The following is a 22,667-nucleotide window of genomic DNA, read 5'->3' as shown; positions in this document are numbered from 1 at the left end:
GATCAGTCGCCCAGGCTATCGAGGTAGTCGCGGGCCACCTGATCCGGCGACAGCCCGTTGACCGCTACGTCGGCGTTCAAGCGCTGCAGGGTTTCGAGATCGAGCGTCTCGAACACCGCCTCCAGGCTCTCCTCGATGGCCGGGTAGGTGTCGAGTACGCTTTCACGCACCAGCGGCGCGGGCTGATAGATCGGCTGCACGCCTTTGGTGTCCTCGAGCACGACGAGGTTGAGCGCGTTGAGTCCGCCGTCGGTGCCGTAGGTCATCGCCGCGTTGACGCCGCTGGTTTGCTGAGCGGCGGCGCGCATGGTGGCAGCCGTGTTGCCGCCGGAAAGCACCAGCAGCTGATCGTCGGACAGCTCGAAGCCATAGGCGTTCTGGAACGCCGGCAGCGCCTGCTCGGATTCGACGAACTCGGCGCTGGCGGCGAACTTGAATTCACCGCCCTGCTCCAGGTACTCGGCCAAATCGTCCAGCGTCTTGAGATCGTTCTCCTCGGCCAGGTCGCCGCGCACGCTGATCGCCCAGGTGTTGTTGGCGCTGGCCGGGCGCAGCCACACCAGACCATTTTGCGCGTCGCGCTCGCGCACGGCTTCAAAGGCCTGATCGGCGTCGTTCCAGACCGGGCTGTCGGTCATGTCGAAAAAGAACGCGCCGTTGCCGGTATACTCCGGGTAGAGATCGATTTCGCCGGCTTCGATGGCGCTTCGTACCACGCTGGTGGCACCGAGCTGCAGACGGTTTTCCGTCGGAATCCCTTCGCGCTCCAACGTCTGAATGATCAGCTCGCCAAGCACCGAGCCTTCGGTATCGATTTTCGACGCGACGACCACCGGATCATCGGCCTGGGCGGCGCTGGTTGTGAGGGCGAGCGCCAGCGTTGCAAGCGTGGGTTTAACCATGGAGCGCATTGTCATCATCCTTTATTCAATTGGCTCATCAAAGCGTTGAGTATAGGTGTCGCGCCGTCAAGCGCCACACCCACTCCCCGCTCTAGCTCGCCTCGACCACCCAGGTCGTGCCTTCGCGGGAGTCCTTGAGCACGATACCGAGCGCTGCCAGCTCGTCGCGAATGGCGTCGGCCCGGGCGAAGTCCTTGTCCATCTTGGCCTGCTTGCGCTGCTCGATCTTCTCTTCGATGTCGGCGTCGCTGATCGCCGCGCTCGCGGTGCCCTTGAGAAACGCGCTCGGTGCCTGCTGTAAAAGCCCCAGCACGCCGGCCAGGCGAACGAGCTCAAAAGCCAACGCCGGCGCGCCCGACGGCGCCTCGGTTTTGGCGCGGTTGACCTCGCGGGCCAGATCGAACAGCACCGCCAGCGCTTCCGGGGTGTTGAAGTCGTCGTCCATCGCCGCCTTGAAGCGAGCATCGAACGATGTCTCCTCCATCGGCTGCGACGCAGAGGCAAGTTCGACACCGTCAAGCGCGGTGTAGAAGCGGATCAGCGATTTTCGCGCCTCGACCAGCGAGCCCACCGAGTAGTTGATCGGGCTTCGGTAGTGACTCGCCACCAGTAGAAAACGCACCACTTCTGGGTCATGCTCTTCGAGCACGTCGCGGATGGTGAAGAAGTTGCCGAGCGACTTGGACATCTTCTCCTGGTCGACGCGCACCGCGCCCGCATGCATCCAGGTATTGACGTAGGTCTGGCCGGTGGCGGCCTCGGATTGGGCGATCTCGTTTTCGTGGTGCGGGAAGGTCAAGTCCGGGCCGCCGCCGTGAATATCGAACGTATTGCCCAGGCAGCACGTCGACATCGCCGAGCACTCGATGTGCCAGCCAGGCCGACCGTCGCCCCAGGGCGAGCCCCAGTGCGCCTCACCCGGCTTGGCGGCTTTCCAGAGTACGAAATCGAGCGGGTCTTCCTTGTGCGTGTCCACCTCGATACGAGAACCCGCGCGCATGTCGTCGAGCTGGCGGTTGTTGAGCTTGCCGTAGCCTGCGAACTTGCGTACCCGGTAGTAGACGTCGCCGTTGTCGGCACGGTAAGCAAAGCCCTTGTCGATCAGCGTCTCGATCATCGCGGTGATGTCGTCGATGTGGCCAGTGGCCCGCGGCTCTCGTGACGGCGGAAGCACCCCAAGACGCGCCTCGTCCTCGTGCATCGCGGCGATCATGCGCTCGGTGAGCGCGCCGATCGGCTCATCGTTCTCTTCGGCGCGCTTTAAAATCTTGTCATCGATGTCGGTGATATTGCGCACGTAGTCGACCTCGAACCCGCGCTCGCGCAGGTAGCGGGTGATCACATCAAACGCCACCATCACCCGGGCGTGACCCAGGTGGCAGTAGTCGTACACCGTCATGCCGCACACGTACATGCGCACCTTGCCGGGTTCGATCGGGGTGAAGGTTTCCTTGGCCCGGGTAAGCGTGTTGTAGATCTGCATGGCCACCTCAGCCCTTTTTCTGAATTTTCGCCCAGCTGTCCTTCAGCCCGACGGTGCGGTTGAAGACGAGCTTTTCCGGCGTCGAGAGGTGGCGGTCGGCGCAGAAGTAGCCCACCCGCTCGAACTGGTAGCGTGACTCCGGCGTGGCATCCGCAAGGCTCGGCTCGCCAACGGCCTGACAGACGACCAGCGACTCCGGGTTCAGGTGATCGAGGAAATCCGCGTCCTTGTCACGGTCCGGCTGCTCGACCATGAACAGGTTGTCGTAGAGGCGCACTTCCATGGGCACGCCGTGAACCGCGCTCACCCAGTGGATCACGCCCTTGACCTTGCGCCCTTCCGGGTTCTTGCCGAGGGTATCGAAATCCACCGAGCAGCGAAGCTCCTCGATCTCGCCGGCATCATCCTTGATTACTTCGTCACAGCAGATCACGTAGCTGTTACGTAGGCGCACTTCCTTGCCCGGCGCCAGGCGGAAGAACTTCTTGGGGGCATCCTCCATGAAGTCTTCCTGATCGATATAGAGCTCGCGGGTCAGCGGCACGCGGCGCACGGGCATGTCGTCGCGGGCCGGGTGACCGGGCACCTCGTACACCTCCTCGAAGCCTTCGTCGACGTTGGTCAGCACCACCTTGAGCGGCTTCATCACGCACATCGCGCGCGGGGCATTGTCCTCGAGATCCGAGCGGATCGCGTGGGTCAGCATGGCGATGTCGACCAGACCGCCGTCGGCGCGGGTCACGCCGATCATTTCGCAGAACTTGCGAATCGAGGCCGGGGTGTAGCCGCGCCGGCGCATGCCGGAGATGGTCGGCATGCGCGGGTCGTCCCAGCCCTCGACGATCTTCTCATCGACCAGCAGTTTCAGCTTGCGCTTGGACGTGAGCGTGTAGTTCAGGTTCAGGCGCGCAAACTCGATCTGGCGCGGCTTGCTGGGCACCGGCAGGTTGTTCAGAAACCACTCGTAAAGCGGGCGGTGATCCTCGAACTCCAGGGTGCAGATCGAGTGGGTGACGCCTTCGAGCGCATCCGACTGGCCGTGGGTGAAGTCGTAAGAGGGGTAGATCTTCCAGGCATCGCCCGTCTGGTGGTGGCTTGCGTGGCGAATGCGGTAAAGAATCGGGTCGCGCAGGTTGATGTTCGGCGAGGCCATGTCGATTTTGGCGCGCAGCACCTTCTCGCCTTCACCGAACTCACCTAGGCGCATGCGCTCGAGCAGATCCAGGTTCTCCTCGACTCCGCGCTCGCGATAAGGGCTCGGGCGGCCGGGTTCGGTCAGCGTGCCGCGGTATTCGCGAATCTCATCAGGATTCAGGTCATCGACGTAGGCCTTGCCTTCGCGCACCAGGTGCTGCGCCCAGGCGTAGAGCTGGTCGAAATAACTCGATGCAAAGCGCACCTCGCCCGCCCACTCGAACCCCAGCCACTCGACGTCCTCCTTGATGGCGTCAATGTAGGCCTGCTCCTCCTTCGCCGGGTTGGTATCGTCGAACCGCAGATGACAGTCACCACCGAGTTCACGGGCCAACCCGAAGTTGAGACAGATCGACTTGGCGTGGCCAATGTGCAAAAAGCCGTTGGGCTCCGGGGGGAAACGCGTCACGATCGTGCTGACCTGCCCGCTTTCGATCTCGTCGCGTACCTGGTTGCGAATGAAGTTCGGCGCTTTGGTGGTCTCGTTGGTCATGGCGGTGTTGATAACCTCACAGTGGATGGCGTGCCGGACGAAAAGCAGTGCGCGTCGTCCCGGAGTAAAACCGTAGCGCTTCGCGGCGCCGGGCAAAACCGCTATTATAACGCGACGCCGATGCACAGCGCCAAGGCGAACGCCTTCATTCAACAGGAATTTAACCATGATCGTATTACAGACCAGCATGGGCGACATCACCGTTGCGCTCAATCACGACAAGGCCCCGAACACCGCCGCCAACTTCGAGCAGTACGTGCGTGACGGCTTCTACGACGGCACGCTGTTTCACCGCGTGATCGACGGCTTCATGGTCCAGGGCGGCGGCTTCGACACCAACTTCGAGCAAAAGCCGACCCGCGACCCGATCGAAAACGAAGCCGACAACGGCCTTGAGAACACCATTGGCACACTCGCCATGGCGCGCACCCAGGACCCGCACTCGGCGAGTTCGCAGTTTTTCATCAACGTGGGTAACAACAGCTTTCTCAACCACAGCGGCAAGAACCTGCAGGGCTGGGGCTACGCGGTGTTCGGCGAAGTGGTCGACGGCATGGACGTGGTCAACGCCATCAAGGGCGTCTCCACGACCCGCCGCGGCATGCACGCCGACGTACCCGCCGAGGACGTCGTCATCGAGCGCGCTTACGTCAAAGACGAGTGATCACCGGGAGGCCTATGCGCACGCTGCTGGTAGCCGATACGCACTTGAGCGGCGATACCCCCGAGATCAACCGGGGGTTCTTTCGCTATCTTGAACACACCGCCCAAGGGGCCGAGGCGCTCTACATTCTGGGCGATCTGTTCGACGCCTGGATCGGCGACGACACCCTCGACGCCCCGCACCCCAGCGCCCAGGTGGCAAGCGAGGTCGCCACGCGCCTGCGCGCGCTGGTCGATGCCGGTACCGCCGTCTATTTTCAGCACGGAAACCGCGACTTTTTGCTTGGCGAGCGCTTTTTAAGCGACTGCGGCGCCACGCTTTTGCCCGACACCTTCGAGACCGAGCTTCAGGGCCTGCCCGTCGTGCTGCTGCACGGCGACAGCCTCTGCACTCAGGACGAGAGCTACATGGCGTTTCGCGCCCAGTCGCGAAACCCCGAGTGGCAGGCGCACATTCTCGCCATGCCGCTGGGCGAGCGCCTGGCGCTGGCCAGGAAGCTGCGCCTGGAGTCGGACAGCGCCAATGCCGGCAAGGCCGAGGCGATTATGGACGTCACCCCGTCAGAGGTGACGGCGCTACTGCGCCAAACCGGTGTGAGCACCATGATTCACGGCCACACCCATCGCCCGATGGTGCACGAGCTGACCGTCGAGGACGTACCGGCCCGGCGCTTTGTGCTGGGCGATTGGCAGCCGCACCAGGGGTGGGACATCGTGATCGAAGCCTGTGATGGCTTGCCAACCCCGCGGCTTCGCCGCTTCGCGCTGGATGCGCCGCCCGAGCCGGACGCCGGTTAAACACGACCGGCGCGGCGCCAAAGGCACGCAACCCGCGGACATGAAAAAGCCGATCCACTGGATCGGCTTTTTCGTATCATTCAAGAGAGCCCTCCAGTGATAACGAGGGCTCGATTGAGTGTCTAACGCTCGATGTCGGCGTCGTCTCTGAGCTGCTCGATCAGCCCCTGGACCGCGGCCTGGGCGCGAAGCTGCTCGGAAATGCGGGCGACGAACTCGCTTGCCTGATCGCCTTCGCCGCTCTCCGGCGTGCTTACGCTATCGAGCGCCACCACGGCCACGCTTGCGGGCATCAGTACGCTTGCGTAGCTTGAGTCACCGTCAACCGGGCGCGGCATGGCAAACACGCCGTCGACCAGCGTCGCCGGCAGCGTCGTCGGCCCCTGGCGGGAAATATCGCTGGCCTCTTGCCAGTCGATGTCGACCGACTCATCATCTCTCAGCGCCTCGATAAGCCGCTGGGCCTCTTCCTGCAGCGCATTTTGGCGCTGGGCGGCGGCGACGTACCCTTCGATGTCGCTTCGCACCTCGTCCAAAGGCAGCAGCGTGGCGTCACGGTGATCCGCCGCGCGCAGCACCAAACGGCGGTCGTCATCGAGCTCGATGACCTGGCTGTTGTAGCCTTCTTCCAGCACGTCGTCGGTGAAGGCCTCATCCATGACGCCAGGCTCTGAAAGCACGCCGGTTCCGCCATCACGGGTGATCCAGTCGGTCTGGTATAGCGTCAAGCCCAGATCCTCCGCCACGCTTTGCAGATCGTCGGCGGCGAAGCTTTCATCGATCAAACGCTGTACCTGGCGGTTGAAGTCGTCGTTGACCTCATCGAGGGCGGCGGTCTGCTCGAGGCTTTCGCGCTGCTCCTCGAAACTCGGGCCTTCGACGCTGGTCACGCGCAGCACGTGGAAGGCGTTGCCCATTTCCACCAGCCCCGAGGTTTCCCCTTCGGCCAGCGAGAACGCGGCGTCGTCAAAAGCCTCGCCCATGATGCCCGGGGAGACGACGCCCAGATCACCGCCCTGCTCGGCGCTGGCGGTATCGTCGGAGTACTCCTGGGCCGCCTGCTCGAAGGATTCGCCGCCTTCGATGGCAGCCAGCGCCTGCTCGGCGCGCGCCTTTGCCTCTTCACGGCTGCGCTCGTCGCCAAACGTGACCATGATGTGGGACATCTGGCGGTCGCTGGTCTGGCTCTGGGCGCGGTAAGCGCGGCGCAGCGCCGCATCGTCGACCTCGACGCTCTCAGCCATCTCCTGACGGTCGATCACCACGTACTCCACCTTCACCTGCTCTGGACGCTCGAAGCGCTCCGGGTGGGTATCGTAGTAGTCGCTGACCTGCTCGTCGGTGACGTTCGGATTGAAGTCGATATCGCCCTGGTCGAGCATCACGTAGCGAAAGCTGCGCTGCTGGTTTTGCAGCGCGAGCATGCGTTCGCGTTCGCTGGGCAGCACGAAATCGCTTTGGGCCAGGCCCTGTTGCAGGTAGCTGCGCTTGAGATCGTTTCTTAGCTCTTCGCGAAACGCCAGTGGGGTATAGCCTGCACGGCCGAGCTGATTGCGAAAGATATCTGCGTTGAAGCGGCCCTGCCCGTCCTGAAACTCAGGCAGCGTGACGATGACCTGATCGATCTGCTCGTCGGACAGATGGAAGCCGCCGTCGTCGGCGTACTGGCCCAACAGTTCCTGGGTAATCAGCTGGTCGAGCACGTCGTTTCGAAGCGCGCGCTCCTGCTCCGGCGGTACCTGGCCCGAGCGCATCGCTCGCTGCACCTCGACCTCTACCTGCTGGCGCATAATGGGTTCGCCATTGACGCTTGCCACTTGATTGGGGTCGCGACCGAAAGCGCTGAACAGCGACTCCACGCCAAACAGCGCCATGGCGGCCACCATGAGCCCAATGATGATTTTAGCCCCCCAGCTTCGGGAACCGTTGCGAATACTTTGCAGCATGCTTGCCTCAGATCGTCACAGCCATTTGTCGCGCCCGGTGAGGGCCCTTTAAATAACATGGGCGCATCGCTTTCGCGATGCGCCCATTACGTTACAGCAAACGCGGGTCAATCAGTTGACGGCGTCTTTCAACGCTTTACCCGCCTTGAAGTTGGGCACCTTGGCAGCGCTGATCTGGATCGGCTTGCCGGTTTGCGGGTTACGGCCGGTACGCGCGGCGCGCTCCTTAATGGCGAACGTACCAAAGCCCACCAGTGAAACGCTCTCGCCTTTTTTGAGGCTATCGGTGACAGACTCGACCATGGCATCCAATGCGCGGGTTGCCGCTGCTTTCGGAATATCTGCAGACGCGGCAATAGCTTCAATCAGCTCGGACTTATTCACACTTCACCCCTTAAATGTTTCGAAAAAATGGCTCTGAACGGCGCGGTCACCGGCGGGTACAAGCTCAAAGCATAGCTGCGTTTTATAGCAATGCCTTGAAATACCTGTCAAGCGACCCGGATACGAGCGCCCGCCCCAACGAAGGGCCCGGGCGCTCCTTATACTTGCAAGCCTCTACGGGCTCTAACGCTTAATGCGTACTGGCCGTGGTACTGCCGGTAAACGACGGATCGGCGTTTTTAAGCGCAGGCGCCCCCGCTACCGGCTCCTCGGCCAAGGCTACCGCTAACACGTCATCTATCCACTGTACCGGGCGAATATCAAGCGCTCCCTTGATGTTATCCGGTACCTCCTTGAGATCACGGCGGTTTTCCTCAGGGATCAGGACGGTCTTTATACCACCCCGGCGCGCTGCCAGCAATTTCTCCTTCAACCCGCCAATCGGCATCACTTCGCCGCGCAGATTGACCTCGCCGGTCATCGCCACATCGCAGCGAACCGGGCGACCGGTGTAGGCAGAGATCATCGCCGTTACCATGGCAACGCCGGCGCTGGGACCATCTTTCGGCGTAGCGCCCTCTGGCACGTGGATGTGCAGATCTTCGCTCTCAAAGCGCTCTGCAGCGATACCAAAGGTGGCCGCCCGCGCCTTGACCACCGTGTGCGCAGCGCTCACCGACTCCTTCATCACATCGCCAAGCGAGCCGGTCTTGTTGATCCGGCCCTTGCCCGGCGTGACCACGGATTCGATGTTGAGAATTTCGCCGCCCACTGAGGTCCAGGCAAGCCCGGTCACGCGACCCACCTGGTCTTCCTGCTCGGCCAGGCCGTAGCTATAGCGACGCACGCCGGCGTAGGTCTCGATGTGCTCGGCTTCGAGCGTGCGCGGCGGCTCCTTGGCGTCTTTTGACTTGCTTACCTCTGCCTCGACACGCTCACGCAACACCTTACGGCACACCTTGGCGATCTGACGCTCGAGCTCACGCACGCCCGCCTCGCGGGTGTAGTAGCGCACGAGTTCCAATAGCGCCTCGTCATCGAGCGCCAGCTCTTCACTCTTCAGGCCGTTGGCCTTGAGCTGCTTGGGCAACAGATAGCGCTTGGCGATCGCGAGCTTCTCGTCTTCGGTGTAACCCGGTAGGCGAATGATCTCCATCCGGTCCAGCAGCGGCCCGGGAATGTTCATCGAGTTCGCGGTGCAGATGAACAGCGTCTCCGAGAGATCGTAATCGAGCTCGAGATAGTGATCGCTGAAGCTGTTGTTCTGCTCCGGGTCGAGCACCTCGAGCAGCGCCGAAGACGGATCGCCACGGTGATCCATACCGAGTTTATCGACTTCGTCGAGCAGAAACAGCGGGTTTTTCACTTCGGCGCGCGCCATGCGCTGCATCAGCTTACCCGGAAGCGAGCCGATGTAGGTGCGCCGGTGGCCGCGAATCTCGGATTCGTCGCGCACTCCACCGAGCGCCAAACGCACGTACTTGCGGTTGGTGGCCCGCGCAATCGACTGACCCAGAGAGGTCTTGCCCACCCCGGGCGGGCCGACCAGACAAAGCACCGGCCCTTTCATCTTCTTCACGCGCTTTTGTACCGCCAGGTACTCGAGAATGCGCGCCTTGACCTCTTCAAGCCCGTAGTGGTCCTCGTCGAGCACCTCCTGGGCCTTGATCAGGTCGTGCTTGACCCGGGTGCGCTTTTTCCACGGCACGGCGATCAGCCAGTCAAGATAGGAGCGCACCACCGTGGCTTCGGCGGAGTTCGAGGCCATCATCTTGAGCTTGTTGAGCTCCTGAGTGGCTTTCTCGGCGGCCTCCCTGGGCATACCGGCGTCCTGGATCGCCTTCTCGTACTTCTCGGCTTCGTTAGGCACGTCGTCGAGCTCGCCCATCTCTTTCTGGATGGCCTTCATCTGCTCGTTGAGGTAGTACTCGCGCTGGGTCTTCTCCATCTGCTCCTTGACCCGGGAGCGGATGCGCTTTTCGACCTGCAGCAGATCGATTTCGGACTCGATCAGCGCCATCAGGTGCTCGATGCGATCGCGCACGCGATCCATCTCCAAAAGCTCCTGCTTGTCGCCGATCTTGAGCGACAGGTGGGCGCAAATGGTGTCCACCAACCGGCTCGGATCCTCGATGCCGGAAAGCGAATTGAGCACCTCGTTGGGCACCTTCTTGGAGAGCTTGACGTACTGCTCGAACTGATTGAGCAGCACGCGCACCAGCGCTTCCTGCTCGCGCGAGGTCAAGGGCTCGCTTTCCCGCGGCGTCAAATGGGCCTGGGTGTAGCCCGCCTCGTTCTCTTCGATATCGACCACGTCGGCGCGGAAACTGCCTTCGATCAGCACCTTGACGGTGCCGTCGGGCAGTTTCAAAAGCTGCATGATGTCGGCGACGGTACCCATGCGGTACAGGTCGTCGTTATCGGGCTCGTCCTGGGAGGCTTCGCGCTGGGCCACCAGCAGGACGCGCTTGTCCGCTTCCATGGCTGCTTCCAGCGCATGGATGGATTTTTCCCGCCCCACAAACAGCGGAATCACCATTTGCGGGTATACCACCACGTCGCGCAGCGGCAACATGGGTAAACACTGTGTCTGATCGGCGTTCTGCTGCATCGCAGACGTTCCTCAAATCGGATAGGCGCTCGATAAAGCGTTACCACTTCAAAGCGCCCAACAATGTGGAAGACGCGGCCTGGTAACGTCAGCCGCTGGCTCGCTGAGTGATCCGGGTTCGGCCCGGCGCGGCGCACTGGTAAAGCGCCACGCGATCGGCGCTGGGTCAACCTTCGGTCAAGAACCTTGCGTCGGCGACCTTTCTACAACAACAAGGGGTCGCATAGGCGACCCCTTGACGGTGGTGCAAGCAGATCCTGGATCGAACGCGGGGCGATTAGCCGTCGGTTCCGTCAACGCGCTTCTCTTGCTGATTGGTGTAGATCAAAAGCGGTTGGCTTTCGCCCTCGATGACCGATTTGTCGATCACTACCTTGCTGACGTCCTCGAGCGAGGGAATCTCGTACATGGTGTCGAGCAGTACCGATTCGAGAATCGAGCGCAGGCCCCGCGCGCCGGTCTTGCGCTCCATGGCCTTGGCGGCCACGGCGCGAAGCGCCTCTTCGCGAAACTCAAGCGTCACATCTTCCATTTCGAAGAGCTTGGCGTACTGCTTGACCAGCGAGTTCTTCGGCTCGGTCAGAATCTGAATCAGCGCGTCTTCGTTAAGCTCGGTGAGCGTTGCGATGACCGGAAGACGCCCGACGAACTCGGGAATCAAACCAAACTTGACCAGATCGTCCGGCTCGACAGCGGCCAAAAGCTCGCCCACGCCCTTGGACGCTTCCTTGCTCTTCACGCTGGCGTTGAAGCCAATACCGCCCTTTTCGGAGCGGTCGCGAATGACCTTGTCGAGGCCGGCAAAGGCGCCACCTACGATGAAGAGCATATTCGCCGTGTTGACCTGCACGAACTCCTGCTGCGGATGCTTGCGCCCGCCCTGGGGCGGAACCGACGCGGTCGTGCCTTCGATCAACTTCAAAAGCGCCTGCTGCACGCCTTCGCCGGACACGTCGCGAGTGATCGAGGGATTGTCCGACTTGCGCGAGATCTTGTCGATCTCATCGATGTAGACGATACCGCGTTCGGCTTTCTCGACGTCGTAATCACACTTTTGCAAAAGCTTTTGAATGATGTTTTCGACATCTTCACCCACGTAACCCGCTTCGGTCAGCGTGGTGGCATCGGCAATCGTGAACGGCACGTTCAAAAGCCGCGCCATGGTTTCAGCCAAAAGCGTCTTGCCGCTACCGGTCGGGCCGATCAGCAGGATGTTGGACTTACCAAGCTCCACATCGCTTTCGCGCACGTCGGTCTTCAAACGCTTATAGTGATTGTACACCGCAACGGAAAGCACCATTTTCGCGCGGTCTTGCCCAATGACGTAGTCATCCAGGGTGTAACGAATTTCGCGAGGTGTAGGCAGACGCTCTTCGTCGCTCTCGGCATCGGCTTCGAGAACTTCCTCGCGAATGATGTCGTTACACAGATCGACACACTCATCGCAGATATATACGGACGGGCCAGCAATCAGCTTACGAACTTCGTTTTGATTCTTGCCACAAAACGAGCAGTAAAGCAGTTTGCCACCTTCGTCCTTGCCTTTGCCGTCGGCCATTGGCGTACCCCTATCACTGCGGCGGCTTTCGCCGCCGGAAAAGCTCGTTGGAAAAGCGGAAATCCGTTTACGCTATCAGGATGCAGGCCGCTTATCCAGCACTGCGTCAATCAGGCCATACTCTTGAGCCTGGTTGGCGCTCATGAAGTTGTCGCGGTCGGTATCGCGGGCGACTTTCTCGATATCCTGGCCCGTGTGATGGGCAAGAATGTGGTTGAGTTTTTCGCGAATACCCAAAATTTCCCGCGTGTGGATCTCGATGTCAGAGGCCTGCCCCTGATAGCCGCCCAGCGGCTGGTGGATCATAACGCGTGAGTTGGGCAGACAGTAACGCTTGCCCGCGGCACCTGCGGTCAAAAGTAGCGCGCCCATGCTGGCGGCCTGACCGATACACACGGTCGACACGTCCGGTTTGATGAACTGCATGGTGTCGTAAATCGACATTCCTGCAGTGACCGAGCCACCCGGCGAGTTGATATACAGGTGGATGTCTTTATCCGGATTTTCAGACTCCAGAAAGAGCATCTGCGCCACGACCAGGTTGGCCATATAGTCTTCGACCGGGCCAACGAGAAAAATGACGCGCTCTTTCAAAAGCCGTGAATAAATATCGTAAGCTCGTTCCCCTTTGGCGCTTTGCTCAACCACCATGGGCACTAAACCGCCGGCGTTTTGAATATCAAACTCACTCATACGGGTGATTCCTTGCGTCCGGTAAGGGAGAGGCGCACCGGAGGGAGTGCGCCACGAGATCATTCAGGATCAAGGTCAGGCGTTGGACTCTTCGCTCTCTTCCTCGCCCTGCTCCGCCTGCTGCTGAGCCGCGGCCAGCGCCTGCTGGTAGCTCATTTCGACATCCTTGACGTTTGCCTGCTCAAGAAGTTTGTCGACCGCTTTCTCTTCGAGAATAGCGGATTTGACCTGCGTTTTGAGCTCATTGTTACCCATGTAGTACTCGACCACTTCAGAGGGGTCCTGGTACTGCTCGGCCAACTCCTCGACTTTCGCCTTGATTTCGTCGTCAGAGGCGTCGAGTTCGTTGGCCTTGATGACTTCGGCAAGCAGCAGGCCGACCTGAACGCGCCCCTTGGCCTGGTCGGCGAACAATTCGTTCGGCAGCTGGCTGACGTCGAAGTCTTCGCCGAGGCCGAACTGCTGAGCGGCCTGACGCTTCATACCGTCGGTTTCCTGCTGCACCAGCGCACTGGGAACGGAAATGTCGTTGGCGTTTTTAAGCGCGTCTAGCACCTGCTGCTTGACGCGGTTATCAACCGCCTGGGACGCTTCGCGGGTCATGTTCTTCTTGATTTCGGCGCGGAATTTGGACTCGTCGCCATCTTCGACACCGAAACGCTCGAAGAACGCGGAATCGACCGCCGGAAGTTCCTGGGCGCTGACCTTATGAACCGTGACCTTGAAGGACGCTTGCTGACCGGCCAGATGTTCGGCCTGGTAATCTTCCGGGAAGGTGACGTTGAGCGTCTTCTCTTCACCCGCCTTGGCGCCGATCAGCTGCTCTTCGAAGCCCGGAATGAAGCTGTTGGAGCCGATGACCAGCGAATGGTTCTCGGCGCTGCCGCCTTCGAACGGCTCGTCGCCCAGGTAGCCCTGAAAATCGATGGTGACCTGGTCGCCGTCTGCCGCGGCCTTGTCCACTTCCTGCCACTCGGCATTTTGCTTGCGCAGGGTTTCGATCATCTCGTCGACGTCGCTTTCGCTGACTTCAACGACCGGGCGCTCCACCTCGGTACCCTCGATCGAGTTCAGCTCGACCTGCGGGTACACTTCCATGACCGCCACGAATTCGAAATCCTTACCCGCTTCGTTGACCTTCGGCTCGATCTGCGGGTAGCCGGCGGGGTTCAAACCCTCGTCGGTAATGGCGCGGACGTAGCGCTCGCGCATGACTTCGCCCACCACTTCGCTGCGAACGCTGTCGCCATAGCGCTGACGCACGACGTCCATCGGAACCCGGCCCTGGCGGAAACCGTTCAAGCGAACGTTTTTCGCGGTGTCTTTCAAGCGAGCGCTGACGGCCTCGTCGATGTCCGCCGCCGGTACCTGGATGGTGATGCGACGTTCGATGGGGGAGGTCGTCTCGACAGAAACTTGCATGAATTGTCCTCTAGCGGCTGGGCGTTGTAGTGAATATGTATCGATAGTTAAAGGGGCGATTTTAAGAACCCCGGCGCGAACTGGCAAGCGCCGGGGTGCCCACCATGTTCGCAAGATGGGGGCGCACTGCGTAATTACAAGGGAGTTTCAGTGAAATTCCGCGCTCCCTTTTCAGTCAGACGGTTTTCGCTGCCAGCCAAGACTGACGGCAAACAGTAAAAGTCCACAGGTGGCGGCGTGGGAGATGAACTGCTGCCAGCTTAGCCAGTCGGTCATCAGCAGATGCCACACTCCCATAGCGGCGGTGCCAAGACCCAGCGACAACACCAGCCGTTTCAACAGCGACGGCAGGCGCTTGCGCTCCTCTTTTGAAAGCATGCGCCAGTTGGCAATCGCCGCGCCGGCCACCAAAACGATGGCGACCAGCAGTAGGGTCAAACGCGTATCGAAACCGCCGGCCACGTAGCGTGGCATCACCGACAACATGAGCACGCACAGGCCGATCGCTACCCCTACCCGTTCACAGCGTCCCGGCTGCATCAGGCGACCTTGAGCGACTGCTCGTCGATCCAGGCCTCGACCCAGGGGAGCGCGGCGTCGTCCGCCATGAAGGTCTCCATGGCGTCCACTTCCAGACGCTCGCCCAGGCGTTTTGCGCCCAGATCCTCGAGCAGCGCGTCAAGCGCCCGGCCGGCACCGCAGAAGGTATCGTCATAGGAGCTATCGCCAAGCGCGATGAGCCCGTAATTGAGCTCTGTTAGCGCCGGGCTTTGATCCTTGAGCTGGCGTACGAAGGGAACGAAGTTACCCGGAAAATCGCCGCTGCCGGTAGTGGAGACGCAAAAAAGCGCCAGCGCCTGCTCCTTGACGTCCTCAACGACCGGCTGCTCCTTGATGGCGACCGTATACCCGGCGGCTTCGAACAGCGGCTTGACCTGCTCGGCCACATCGAGCGCCCCGCCGTACATGGTACCCACCAGAATATTGAGCTGAGGCATTGATGAACTCCTCGGTAAGCAATTCTTGAAAAACGTTCTCGATAAACGTTCTTATAAACGATGAAAGCACGGGGCGGACAGTATCCGACCTATACCCGATGAATTTGCTCGGATATTAACACGACTTGACCGCAAAACGCATTTCGGGCGCGTTGGCGCCCGCCCGCTGACGCAAGGCAGCGCACAAAAAAGGCGCCCCCGTTAAGAGGCGCCTGATACGGGCACGCGCGTCGCGCGCAACGACTCAGGTATGGACCTTCAAGCGTCGGTGAAGTGCTCGACTTGCTGCTTGAGCTTCTGGCCCGGGCGAAAGGTCACCACGCGGCGGGCGGAAATCGGGATCTCCTCGCCGGTTTTCGGGTTTCGACCCGGCCGTTCGCGCTTGTCGCGCAAATCGAAGTTGCCAAAACCGGAAAGCTTGACCTGCTCGTTTTCCCGCAGGCAGGCACGAATCTCTTCGAAAAACGTCTCTACCATGGCCTTGGCTTCGCGCTTGGACAGCGCAAGCTCAGTGTGTAGATGCTCGGCCAGCTCCGCTTTGGTCAACGCCCCCATATCGCTTCTCCTTGTCGCCCACCATTGCCAACGATGTTGCTTGCGACCGTTACGTGTCAGCCGCGAAGCTGCGCATTCAACGTGGCGTTTGCCTCGGCCACGATCGAATCCACCCGCTGATTGATTTCATCATCATTCAGCGTGCGCGATGGATGCTGCCAGGTCAAGCCCAGGGCGATACTCTTCTGCCCCGGTTCCACCCCTTTACCCGTGTAGACGTCGAAAAGCTTGAGATCCTCAAGATGATCGCCGGCCTCGCGGCTCACACAGTCGAGAAGCGCCTGCACCGGCGTTTGCGCATCGAGACTAAAGGCGAGATCGCGGCGCACTTCCGGATAGCGGGACAGCGGCGCGAAGGCGGGAATCACGCCTTCGCTCAGTGCATCGAGGCGCACCTCGAACAGTACCGCGTCGACTTTTAAACCAAGCTCCGCGCGCACTTTCGGGTGTAGCGTACCGATCCAGCCGGCGGGTTGATCGCCGTGGAACAGCTCGGCGCACTGGCCCGGATGTAGCGCCGGGTGCTCGCCGGGCTCGAAGCGCCAGGCGCTGTCGTCGCCCATCGCCAGAAGGCTTTCGAGATCGCCCTTGAGATCGAAGAAATCCACCGCGGTCTTGTCGCTACTCCACCCTTCGAGCTCGCGCGGCCCGCACGCAAGCGCGCCCAGCATCGGCGCTTGGGTGAGCGAATCGAGCTCGCCCTGGAAAACCAGCCCGGTTTCGAACAGGCGTACACGGTGCTGCTGGCGGTTCAGGTTGTGCGAAAGCGCGCGCACCAGCCCCGGGAAAAGACTTGCACGCATGACCGACAGATCCGCCGAGATCGGATTGGCCAGCACCGGCGAGACCGCCTCGGGCATGAGCGTCTTTTGAAGCTCCGGCGCGACGAAGCTGTAGGTGATCGCCTCCTGATAGCCGCGAGCGACCATCCGGTTCTTGAACGCTGACTGGGTCAGCCGAGCCTCGTTGGCCGAGCGCAACGCCAAACGCGCCGCCGGGCGGCGTACCGGCAGATTGTTGTAGCCGTGGATGCGGGCGATCTCTTCGATCAAATCCTCTTCGATGGCAATATCGAAACGCCAGCTCGGCACCGCGACCTGCCACTCGCCGTCGGCATACGAGCTTGTAAGCCCGAGACGGTCGAGAATATCGCTGACCTCGTCAACCGCGAGCTCCTTGGAGAGCGCTTGACCAAGGCGCGTCTCACGCAGCGTGATACGGCGCGCCTTGGGTAGATCCACCTCGTTTTGCGTTTCACACACGGGCCCCGCCTGACCGCCACAAATATCGATCAACAGGCGCGTAGTCCGCTCGATCGCCTGAACGGTCAACGACGGGTCGACACCGCGCTCGAAACGGTGAGAGGCGTCGGTGTGCAGCCCGTAGGAGCGTGCCTGGCCGGCGACCGCTAGCTGGGTGAAGTAGGCGGCCTCGAGAAACAGCGTGCGCGTGGTGGCGCTGACGCCGGAGGACTCACCCCCCATGACGCCGGCCATGGCCAGCGGCCCAGAGGCGTCGGCGATCACCAGCGTATCCGGGCGCAGCGCGATGTCCTGACCGTCGAGCAGCGTCAGTCGCTCGCCCTCTTCTGCCATACGCACCTGAATACCCTCGCTCAGGTTATTCAGATCGAAGGCGTGAAGCGGCTGGCCGAGCTCGAGCATGACGTAGTTGGTGACGTCGACCGCCGGGTCGATGGTGCGCACGCCGCTACGGCGCAGGCGCTCGGCCATCCAGAGCGGCGTAGGCCGCGTCAGATCAATGCCGTCGATCACCCGCGATACGTAGCGCGGGCACTGCTCACCGGCACTGACGCTGACCGGAAAGCGCTGCTCGATGCTCGGCGCCACCGGCTCACAGGCAGGCGCCTGAACCGGCAGACGGTTGAGCACACCGACTTCTCGGGCCATGCCCTTGACGCTCAGACAATCGCCCCGGTTAGGCGTCAGGTCCACTTCGATGGTCGCGTCATCGAGAATCAGGTAGGCACGCACGCTGTCGCCGATTGGAGCGTCTTCCGGCAGGACGAAAATACCCTCGGAGGTCTCTTCTTCGAGGCCAAGCTCCGAGGCGGAGCAAATCATGCCGAAGGACTCGACGCCGCGAAGCTTCGCTTTCTTGATCTTGAAGTCGCCGGGCAGCACCCCGCCGACCTGGGCGAAAGGAACACGCTGACCAACGGCCACGTTGCGCGCCCCGCACACCACCTGCACCTCACCGGTGCCGTCGTTGACGCGGCATACGTTGAGCTTATCGGCGTCCGGATGCGGCTCCTTGGCGATGACTTCGGCGACTACCACGCCTTCAAAGGCGGGGGCTACGGGCTCGACGGCGTCGACTTCGAGGCCCGCCATGGTGATCTGGTCGGCAAGCGTTTGGGTGTCCAGCTGCGGCGATACCCACTCACGCAGCCACTGTTCTGAAAATTTCATGCTCGTTCCTGTGTCTGGCGGCGTGGTTAGGCAAACTGACGTAAAAAACGCAGATCGTTCTCAAAGAACAGTCGCAGGTCGTTGACGCCGTAGCGCAGCATCGCCAGGCGCTCGGCGCCCATGCCAAAGGCGAAACCGGTGTAGCGCTCGGTGTCGATGCCAGAGTGCTTGAACACTTCCGGATGCACCATGCCGCAGCCCATGACCTCGAGCCAGCCGCTGTGCGAGCAGACCCGACAGCCATCGCCGCTACACATTACGCACTGAATATCCACCTCGGCAGAGGGTTCGGTGAACGGAAAGTAGGAGGGACGAAAGCGCACCATCAGATCGTCACGCTCGAAAAACGCCTGCAGGAAGTCTTCGATAGTGCCCTTGAGATCGGCGAAGCTTACGCCCTCATCGACCAGCAGCCCCTCGACCTGATGAAACATCGGCGTGTGGGTGAGATCCGAGTCGCTGCGATAGACCCGCCCGGGGCAGACAATGCGAATCGGCGGCTCGCTCTCTTTCATCGTACGCACCTGCACCGGCGAGGTGTGGGTACGCAGAAGGCGCGTGGCGTCAAAATAGAAGGTGTCCGCCATACCGCGGGCCGGATGGTGCGCGGGAATATTGAGCGCTTCGAAGTTGTGGTAGTCGTCCTCGATCTCAGGCCCCACCGCTACGTCATAGCCGATACGGGTAAACAGGCTCTCGATACGCTCGAGGGTACGCGTCACCGGATGCAGTCCACCCGGCGCGTGGGCGCGCCCCGGCAGCGTCACGTCGATCTTCTCTGCCGCCAGGCGCGCGTTGAGCGCTTCGCTTTCCAGCGCCTCACGCTTGGCGTCGATTTCCCCAGCTAACGTCTGTTTCGCCTGGTTAATCCGCTCGCCCGCCGCCGGGCGCTCCTCGGCGCTGAGCTTACCGAGCCCCTTCAACAGCGCGGTGACCTCGCCCTTCTTGCCCAGGTAGCGAACTCGTAATTCGTCCAGTTCAGCGACGCTCTGCGCGGCCTTGATCGCGTCGCGCGCCTCTGATACCAGCGTAGGCAGGTGGTCCATCCATTAAACTCCGAATTAAGCGGTTTTCATCCAATAAGGCGTCGCCAGAACGGGACCTTATTGGATGAATTTTCAATAGCCAGGGTTTCAATAGCAATGATTTTTCGATGGCAAAAAAACAGGGGAAGAGCGGCTGCTCTTCCCCTGCATGGGTCATCGGGACATGACCCTGGTTTCAAGCCAAAGCGGGCCTAAAACCTTATTGGGCAGCCTTGGCTTTTTCCACGATGGCAGCGAACGCTGCTTTCTCGTGAACCGCCAGATCCGCCAGTACCTTACGGTCGATTTCGATGCCGGCTTTCTTCAAGCCACCAACGAAACGGCTGTAAGACATGCCGTTAATGCGGGCACCGGCGTTGATACGCTGGATCCACAGGGCACGGAACTGACGCTTACGGTTACGACGGTCGCGGTACGCGTACTGGCCGGCCTTGATGACGGCCTGCTTGGCAACGCGGAAAACGCGCGAACGAGCACCGTAGTAGCCTTTAGCCTGCTTCAGTACTTTCTTATGACGACGACGGGCGACAACGCCACGCTTGACTCGAGTCATGACACACTCCTGACTTTAAAAAAATTCGAAAACGACTTACAGATTCGGCAGCATGCGCTGGATCAGCGGCTTGTCTGCTGCGTGAATCTGCTTCATACCGCGAAGCTGACGCTTACGCTTGGTCGATTTCTTGGTCAGGATGTGGCTACGGAAAGACTGCTTGTGCTTGAAGCCGTTAGCCGTCTTCTTGAAGCGCTTGGCAGCGCCGCTGTTGCTTTTGATTTTCGGCATGAGAATAACTCCGCTCGATGTTTTTTAGAAAACCCAGGGCCGGTCAGCGCCAAGCGCTGACCCGTTAAATTCGCCGTTGGATCACTTCTTTTTGGGGGCAAGAATCATGATCATCTGGCGGCCTTCCATTTTCGGGAAGGATTCCACCGAACCGATCTCTTCGAGGTCTGCCGCGATCCGTTCCATCAGCTTGCGGCCGATGTCCTGGTGCGCCATTTCGCGACCACGAAAACGCAAAGTGACCTTGCCCTTGTCACCACCTTCGAGAAAGCGAATCAGGTTTTTGAGCTTCACCTGGTAATCGCCTTCGTCAGTGCCGGGCCGGAATTTGACTTCCTTGACCTGGATTTGCTTTTGCTTTTTCTTTTGAGCCGCTTTTTGCTTTTTCGACTCAAAAACGAACTTGCCGTAATCCATGATCTTGCAGACGATAGGATCGGCATTTGAAATTTGCACGAGGTCCAAACCGGCAGCTTCAGCACGTTCCAACGCTTCGGTAGTGGGCACAACGCCCAGCTGCTCACCTTCAGCGTCGATCAAACGGACTTCTTCTTCGGTAATACGCTCGTTCATTGGTGGGCGCTTGTCTGCAGGACGCCCGCGCGGGTTGCTTCGCTTGATTGCTCTGTCTCCTTAGGCAATTGACGATGTCGCCAGGGCTGCTCTCTCGGCGCTTGCGCGTTCGATGAAGTCATCGACGGTCATGGTGCCGAGGTTTTCGCCGCTGCGAGTTCGCACGGCCACTGAGTCAGCTTCGACTTCCTTATCTCCGACCACAAGGAGATAGGGAATTTTCTGTAACGTATGCTCACGGATTTTAAAGCCGATCTTCTCGTTCCTCAAGTCTGCCTTGACGCGAAGACCGCTTTTTTGCAAGCGTTTCTCCAATTCCAGCGCGTAATCACGCTGCGAATCGGTGATATTCATGATGACCATTTGCTCGGGTGCCAGCCATAATGGCATAGCCCCGGCGTAATGTTCAATCAGGATGCCGATGAAGCGCTCCATGGAGCCGACGATCGCCCGGTGCAGCATGACCGGCGCCTTGCGCTCGCCCTCTTCGGTCACGTACTGCGCGCCCAAACGCTCGGGCATCATGAAGTCGACCTGCATGGTGCCGACCTGCCACTCACGACCCAGGCAGTCCTTCATGTGATACTCGATCTTGGGGCCGTAGAACGCGCCTTCGCCGGGAAGTTCCTGCCACTCGACGTCACAGGCCTTGAGCGCACCGCGCAGAGCGTCTTCGGCGCGGTCCCACACCTCGTCGCTGCCGATGCGCTTTTCCGGGCGCAGCGCGATCTTGATCGCGATGTCCTCGAAGCCAAAGTCCTGGTACACCTTCAGCGCCTGGCGATGGAAACTCGTGACTTCCGGCTCGACCTGAGCCTCGGTGCAGAAGACGTGGCCATCGTCCTGGGTAAAGGCGCGCACGCGCATGATACCGTGCAGCGCGCCGGACGGCTCGTTGCGGTGGCAGCCGCCGAACTCGCCAAAGCGTACCGGAAGCTCGCGGTAGCTTCTAAGCCCGGAGTTGAACACCTGGACGTGGCCCGGGCAGTTCATCGGCTTGAGCGCGTACTCGTGCTTCTCCGATTCGGTGAAGAACATGCCGTCGGCGTAGTTGTCCCAGTGGCCGGACTTCTTCCACAGCGACACGTCCATGACCTGCGGACAGCGGATTTCCTGGTAGCCGCCCTCTTTATAGACGCCGCGCATGTACTGCTCGACCTGCTGCCACAGCGCCCAGCCGTTGGGATGCCAGAACACCATGCCCGGCGCCTCTTCCTGCATGTGGAAGAGATCGAGCTTGCGCGCCAGCTTACGGTGGTCGCGCTTTTCCGCCTCTTCCAGGCGCTTCAGGTAGGCCTTGAGCTGCTTTTTGTCGCCCCAAGCCGTACCGTAGATGCGCGTGAGCATGGCGTTGGAGGCGTCTGCGCGCCAGTAGGCGCCGGCCAGCTTGGTCAGTTTGAACGCTTTAAGATGACGCGTGTTGGGCACGTGCGGGCCCCGGCACATGTCCGTGTACTCTTCGTGGTGGTACAGGCGGATAGCCGCGCCGTCCGGGATCTCGCGCACGATCTCCTGCTTGTAGGGCTCGTCGCGGGCAACGAAGGTTTCCAGCGCCTGGTCGCGGTCGACGTATTCGCGGACCACGTCGTATTCGGTGTCGATCAGCGCCTGCATGCGTTTTTCGATCGCTTCCAGATCATCCGGCGTGACCGAGCGGCCAAAATCGATATCGTAATAGAAGCCGTTTTCGATCACCGGGCCGATCGCCATTTTGGCGTCCGGGTAGAGCTGCTTTACCGCATGCCCAATCAGGTGCGCGCTGGAGTGGCGAATGATGTCGATGCCTTCCGGGTCGCGGGCGGTAATGATCGCGACCTCGGCGTCGTGCTCGATTACATCGGCCGCATCGACCAGCACACCGTCGATCTTTCCGGCCACGCACGCCTTGGCCAAACCAGGGCCAATGGACTCGGCGAGAGCCATGATGGAAAGCGGTTCGTCAAACGTACGTTGGCTGCCGTCGGGCAGTGTCACTATGGGCATTCGGGTGTTCCTTGAGCGCAGTGGTGATCCATACCAGGGATCACATATCGCTATCAATGGCTTGAGGGTTCGTTTCAAACGCAAAAGCGCCTGCCCATTGATGAGCAGGCGCGTAGCCTAGCAGACTTTCAGGCGGCGAGACACCGGCG

20 protein-coding genes are annotated in these 22,667 nt (G+C 60.8%); 2 read left to right on the top strand and 18 right to left on the bottom strand.

The window, feature by feature from the left end:
• Positions 1–2: 2 nt before the first annotated feature.
• The 3 genes from RN346_RS07665 to RN346_RS07655 form a co-directional block, all read right to left on the bottom strand.
• Positions 3–911: an ABC transporter substrate-binding protein gene (locus tag RN346_RS07665; RefSeq protein WP_311960725.1), complete on the bottom strand. Its 909-nt coding sequence runs from the start codon at positions 909–911 to the stop codon at positions 3–5.
• Between the two features lie 82 nt (positions 912–993).
• Entirely contained in the window at positions 994–2,385 is a 1,392-nt protein-coding gene (gene cysS / locus RN346_RS07660) for a cysteine--tRNA ligase (protein WP_263584226.1), read from the bottom strand.
• 7 nt (positions 2,386–2,392) lie between these two features.
• Positions 2,393–4,072 (bottom strand): glutamine--tRNA ligase/YqeY domain fusion protein, encoded by a 1,680-nt coding sequence (locus RN346_RS07655; RefSeq protein WP_311960723.1) that lies wholly within the window; start codon positions 4,070–4,072, stop codon positions 2,393–2,395.
• Positions 4,073–4,238: 166 nt separating this feature from the next.
• Between RN346_RS07655 and RN346_RS07650 the strand changes: the two genes are divergently transcribed.
• Positions 4,239–4,736 (top strand): peptidylprolyl isomerase, encoded by a 498-nt coding sequence (locus RN346_RS07650; protein WP_263584228.1) that lies wholly within the window; start codon positions 4,239–4,241, stop codon positions 4,734–4,736.
• 14 nt (positions 4,737–4,750) lie between these two features.
• Positions 4,751–5,533: a UDP-2,3-diacylglucosamine diphosphatase gene (locus tag RN346_RS07645; RefSeq protein ID WP_311962604.1), complete on the top strand. Its 783-nt coding sequence runs from the start codon at positions 4,751–4,753 to the stop codon at positions 5,531–5,533.
• Between the two features lie 122 nt (positions 5,534–5,655).
• Here the strand turns inward: RN346_RS07645 and RN346_RS07640 are convergent, their stop codons facing one another.
• The 15 genes from RN346_RS07640 to thrS all read right to left on the bottom strand — a co-directional run bounded on the left by RN346_RS07640 (position 5,656) and on the right by thrS (position 22,518).
• On the bottom strand, positions 5,656–7,479 hold the full coding sequence (locus RN346_RS07640) for a SurA N-terminal domain-containing protein (RefSeq protein ID WP_311962603.1): 1,824 nt from the start codon (positions 7,477–7,479) through the stop codon (positions 5,656–5,658).
• A 111-nt stretch (positions 7,480–7,590) separates the two neighbouring features.
• Positions 7,591–7,863, bottom strand: a complete 273-nt coding sequence (locus RN346_RS07635) for an HU family DNA-binding protein (protein WP_252109795.1) — start codon at positions 7,861–7,863, stop codon at positions 7,591–7,593.
• A gap of 190 nt (positions 7,864–8,053) precedes the next feature.
• Positions 8,054–10,474: an endopeptidase La gene (gene lon, locus RN346_RS07630; RefSeq protein ID WP_311962602.1), complete on the bottom strand. Its 2,421-nt coding sequence runs from the start codon at positions 10,472–10,474 to the stop codon at positions 8,054–8,056.
• Between the two features lie 277 nt (positions 10,475–10,751).
• A complete protein-coding gene (gene clpX, locus RN346_RS07625; protein ID WP_263584232.1) occupies positions 10,752–12,032 on the bottom strand; it encodes an ATP-dependent Clp protease ATP-binding subunit ClpX in 1,281 nt (426 codons plus the stop codon).
• A 75-nt stretch (positions 12,033–12,107) separates the two neighbouring features.
• Positions 12,108–12,725: an ATP-dependent Clp endopeptidase proteolytic subunit ClpP gene (gene clpP / locus RN346_RS07620; protein WP_252109798.1), complete on the bottom strand. Its 618-nt coding sequence runs from the start codon at positions 12,723–12,725 to the stop codon at positions 12,108–12,110.
• Between the two features lie 75 nt (positions 12,726–12,800).
• Complete coding sequence (tig, locus tag RN346_RS07615; RefSeq protein ID WP_263584233.1) at positions 12,801–14,147, bottom strand: trigger factor; 1,347 nt, start codon at positions 14,145–14,147, stop codon at positions 12,801–12,803.
• A gap of 171 nt (positions 14,148–14,318) precedes the next feature.
• Positions 14,319–14,687 (bottom strand): hypothetical protein, encoded by a 369-nt coding sequence (locus tag RN346_RS07610; protein ID WP_263584234.1) that lies wholly within the window; start codon positions 14,685–14,687, stop codon positions 14,319–14,321.
• A complete protein-coding gene (locus RN346_RS07605) occupies positions 14,687–15,145 on the bottom strand; it encodes a flavodoxin domain-containing protein (protein WP_263584235.1) in 459 nt (152 codons plus the stop codon). Before RN346_RS07605 ends, RN346_RS07610 begins: the two co-directional genes overlap by 1 nt.
• 258 nt (positions 15,146–15,403) lie before the next feature.
• Positions 15,404–15,700: an integration host factor subunit alpha gene (locus RN346_RS07600; protein WP_252109802.1), complete on the bottom strand. Its 297-nt coding sequence runs from the start codon at positions 15,698–15,700 to the stop codon at positions 15,404–15,406.
• 56 nt (positions 15,701–15,756) lie between these two features.
• A complete protein-coding gene (gene pheT / locus RN346_RS07595) occupies positions 15,757–18,132 on the bottom strand; it encodes a phenylalanine--tRNA ligase subunit beta (protein WP_311962601.1) in 2,376 nt (791 codons plus the stop codon).
• Positions 18,133–18,158: 26 nt separating this feature from the next.
• Positions 18,159–19,178 (bottom strand): phenylalanine--tRNA ligase subunit alpha, encoded by a 1,020-nt coding sequence (pheS, locus tag RN346_RS07590; RefSeq protein ID WP_263584237.1) that lies wholly within the window; start codon positions 19,176–19,178, stop codon positions 18,159–18,161.
• A gap of 199 nt (positions 19,179–19,377) precedes the next feature.
• Entirely contained in the window at positions 19,378–19,731 is a 354-nt protein-coding gene (gene rplT, locus RN346_RS07585; protein ID WP_009097607.1) for a 50S ribosomal protein L20, read from the bottom strand.
• A gap of 36 nt (positions 19,732–19,767) precedes the next feature.
• The gene (rpmI, locus tag RN346_RS07580) at positions 19,768–19,962 is read right to left on the bottom strand and encodes a 50S ribosomal protein L35 (RefSeq protein WP_311960718.1); all 195 of its coding nucleotides are present in this window, start codon (positions 19,960–19,962) and stop codon (positions 19,768–19,770) included.
• A gap of 81 nt (positions 19,963–20,043) precedes the next feature.
• Positions 20,044–20,535, bottom strand: coding sequence for a translation initiation factor IF-3 (infC, locus tag RN346_RS07575; protein WP_263584239.1), 492 nt, complete (start codon positions 20,533–20,535; stop codon positions 20,044–20,046).
• A gap of 60 nt (positions 20,536–20,595) precedes the next feature.
• Positions 20,596–22,518, bottom strand: a complete 1,923-nt coding sequence (gene thrS, locus RN346_RS07570) for a threonine--tRNA ligase (RefSeq protein ID WP_311960717.1) — start codon at positions 22,516–22,518, stop codon at positions 20,596–20,598.
• Positions 22,519–22,667 lie beyond the last annotated feature (149 nt).

The sequence above is a fragment of the Halomonas sp. PAMB 3232 genome (assembly GCF_031954225.1).
Lineage (GTDB): Bacteria > Pseudomonadota > Gammaproteobacteria > Pseudomonadales > Halomonadaceae > Vreelandella.
Note: the sequence above shows the minus strand (reverse complement) of the source record. Positions and strands in the feature narration are given on the sequence as shown.